Below are 2,970 nucleotides of genomic sequence, written 5' to 3' on the forward strand. Positions count from 1 at the left end.
ATATTTGTCTAATGCTCTCGCTAGTCGGTCATCATTTAAATGTGATGGTAATACTCCTTCGATGGCGGAGATGTTCTTACTTTTCACGGCATCTCTGAAAGGTAGAGTAGGAGGTCATTCTAGGCAAAAGGGGTAGATGGTGATATAATCTGGTTAAAATCAAGTAAAGGCAGGCAAAAATGTTGAACTGGTGGGAGAAAAATTTTGCAACTTGTGAATTAGGAGATGAGAGATTAAACAATAGAGCCTATGCAATCGGCCAAGCCCTAAGCCAAGGGTTTGGGAAAGGATTGTCAGAAATATTCTCAAATGCAAACGAGCTAAAAAGAGCTTATGAGTTTTTGCCAACAGCAAAACAAAATTTGACAGAATAATTAAACCTCACTGTCAAATGACCTGTGAAGCCGTGGAAGAATATGAAGTCGTATTATCCGTAGGAGATACCACCTTTCTCGATTATGGCAGCATCAAAGCCAAAAGGGAAGGATATGGGCCCACAGGCAACGGTGGCAACGGATTAATTTTACATAGTGCCTTGGCGCTCACTCCCGAACAAGGACAAGTAATGGGACTGTTATGGCAAAAGCTATGGAACCCTTGAGCACAAAGAAAAGCCACCGAAGGATGAAACCGCAGCAGCCAAAAAACAACGACAGCTTTTAGCGCGAAAAGCTGCTCGTCAACGCCCATTTGAAGAAAAAGAGTCTTATCGATGGGTAGAAGCGATGACCGAAGTCGAGCATGAAGTCAGTAATAGCACCCGAGTAATTCATGTTTTCGACCGAGAAGGAGATATTACTGAAGTGTTCGACTCTTCACGTCAACTGAAACATACAGGAGTATTAGTACGTGCAGCTCATGACCGTAGTCTAGACCAGAATAGCGAACGTCTGTGGAAAAAATTGGAATCGCAACCGAGCAGATTTGAGCAGGAAATCAAAGTACCAGAAACTGGTAAACGTCAGGGAAGGATAGCTTCATTGGCAGTGCGCTTCTCTCAAGTTCAGCTACGAGTTCCCTATCGCTTTGATAATCGTGATTCATTACAAGTTTATGCTGTTTATGCAACTGAAATTAATTGCCCAGAAGGCGAAACACCTTTAGAATGGATGCTTCTAACTACCGAAGTCGTAGAAGATATCGAAACTGCCCTCAAGATTCTGCGTTGGTATACTTATCGTTGGCGGGTGGAAGATTATCATAAAATCTTTAAGTCTGGCTGTAAGTGTGAGCGCTACAGACTTGCTGCTGAGGGTATGAAGCCCTTGTTAGGCTTTTTAAGTGTTTGTGCCGTCGAGCTTTTACAAATTACTTATCTACATCGTAATCAACCTGATTCTCCTGCGGTTGAAATTCTAAGTCCAGTACAAATTCAAGTTTTAAAGGCGAGATTCCCAAAATTTCCGCCTGTGTTAACGGTTGCCTGGGCAGTGGAATCGGTTGCTTATCTTGGAGGCTATCTTCAACATCGGCGTAAATCTCCAATTGGGATTCAAGTCCTCTGGCGAGGTTGGTCAAATTTACGTGATCTGTGCCAGGGCTGGCTTCTTGCTACAAATCATACTTAACGGGAAAAGTAAGATGAGATGTTCTGTTGCTTTGCCGACGAAAAACTGCTCAAATAGGTATAAAGGGGCGCTTAAAAACCCTAATCCATTCAAAATCATCGCTTTCATTACTTGTCCAGGAGTTAGCATCTCTTTTGATTTGATTCCCACTTGTTGATTCACTATTTCTACCAGTTCCATTTCATCGATAATTCCGGCTATTATTCCTAAATGGTCTATATTGAGGACTTTAATTTCGTCTTGGGGCTTATTCATGATTTTTTACACCTTGGTTGCTGACTCTATTATCTAATTTTAGCAAAAGTTGAAATCTTTGCTAGGTATTTACTTCAGGGTTTCCTGCCTCCAAATTTAAAATTATTAAATTTGTCTGAATATCTGCGGAATGTGGGTTATAAATCCAATTTCTTGGTCGATGAGTTTTTGCCAAAAAGCGAAGTGATAAAAGCCTCGATCCAATAACAGCAAGGTTTTTGGCTTAACTACTTTCAGTAAATCTTCCTCGAACATGGGTATCTGCTTGTTTGGGATTTGTCCAAAACCAAATTTCTTGGGGAAGATGAGTTACTAAATCTATAATTACTCCCATTTTTCCGGCTAATTGACCAATGGGCACGTCTGATAAACTTTGTAGTTTCTTAAATAATGCTAAAGAATGTTGAGCCATCAGCTATCCAGATGTTTTCAAAGTTTTTTAAAGCAAATTGTACGCTATCTGGAAGGGGCCTTGATTTTCTTGTCAACCATTGATGACGAAAATGAGGTAGTAATTCTTTAAATACATTTTCAAATAAAATTGCGGGAAAAGTTAAAAATCTTTGTGATAATGCTTGTTGACTAATTTTTTGCGGCTCACACCATAAAAATCCCTCTCTATTTAATACTCTGGTTAATTCTGTTACTCCTGCTACATTTCGCCATAAGAGGCTTAATATTGCTGCCATCATTAATGGTAATGTCAGAATTCTATCTCTTAAATTTAGTTGGCGATAAAAAGTTTTTTGGGCAGCCATTGCTGGAATTAATAAATCTTCCAGGTGATTCGCGATTGCTTCATTTTCTATTTGGGGACTATTTTTTTTCTTTGCATGGTCTCGGTTAATTCGTTTTTTACTACTCATAACGGGTTCAACTATGACTCAAATGCTTGCCAGATAGATATTTCAGCCTATTTTACCTTTTTTTTGTCTACCCCCTTGACAATTTGCACTTTTTCTTGACTTGTCACAAATGGTATGGACATGACAGGTAATTATAAGTCATTAGTCAAAAAACTTTGCCCAAATGCTGATGTAACAGTAGATAGATTTCATGTAACAAAAATGGGTAGTAATAAATATGTAGTGAAATTTAATTACAGTAATTGAATACATAGGATAATTTTATAACTCACACAATCAAG

2 protein-coding genes and 4 pseudogenes are annotated in these 2,970 nt (G+C 38.9%); 4 read left to right on the forward strand and 2 right to left on the reverse strand.

Annotation, left to right across the window (positions count from 1 at the left end):
• Positions 1–179 precede the first annotated feature (179 nt).
• From QUB66_RS29425 to QUB66_RS29430, 3 genes and pseudogenes are all read left to right on the forward strand, one after another.
• Positions 180–374 carry an IS4/Tn5 family transposase DNA-binding protein gene (locus QUB66_RS29425; RefSeq protein WP_265239878.1) on the forward strand — a complete coding sequence of 65 codons (195 nt, stop codon included), beginning with the start codon at positions 180–182 and terminating at the stop codon, positions 372–374.
• Between the two features lie 17 nt (positions 375–391).
• Positions 392–601 (forward strand): hypothetical protein, encoded by a 210-nt coding sequence (locus QUB66_RS29830; RefSeq protein ID WP_442923235.1) that lies wholly within the window; start codon positions 392–394, stop codon positions 599–601.
• A gap of 112 nt (positions 602–713) precedes the next feature.
• A pseudogene (locus QUB66_RS29430) lies at positions 714–1,568 on the forward strand (IS4 family transposase); the annotation flags it as partial.
• A gap of 12 nt (positions 1,569–1,580) precedes the next feature.
• Here the strand turns inward: QUB66_RS29430 and QUB66_RS29435 are convergent.
• Both QUB66_RS29435 and QUB66_RS29440 read right to left on the reverse strand, forming a co-directional pair.
• Positions 1,581–1,823: pseudogene (locus tag QUB66_RS29435) on the reverse strand (DUF4277 domain-containing protein); the annotation flags it as partial.
• Between the two features lie 117 nt (positions 1,824–1,940).
• Positions 1,941–2,689: pseudogene (locus QUB66_RS29440) on the reverse strand (IS4 family transposase); the annotation flags it as partial.
• 114 nt (positions 2,690–2,803) lie between these two features.
• Here QUB66_RS29440 and QUB66_RS29445 point away from each other — a divergent pair.
• Positions 2,804–2,893 (forward strand): annotated as a pseudogene (locus QUB66_RS29445) (transposase); the annotation flags it as partial.
• Between the last annotated feature and the right edge of the window lie 77 nt (positions 2,894–2,970).

The organism is Microcoleus sp. A2-C3 (assembly GCF_036706065.1).
In the GTDB taxonomy this organism is placed as follows: domain Bacteria; phylum Cyanobacteriota; class Cyanobacteriia; order Cyanobacteriales; family Microcoleaceae; genus Microcoleus.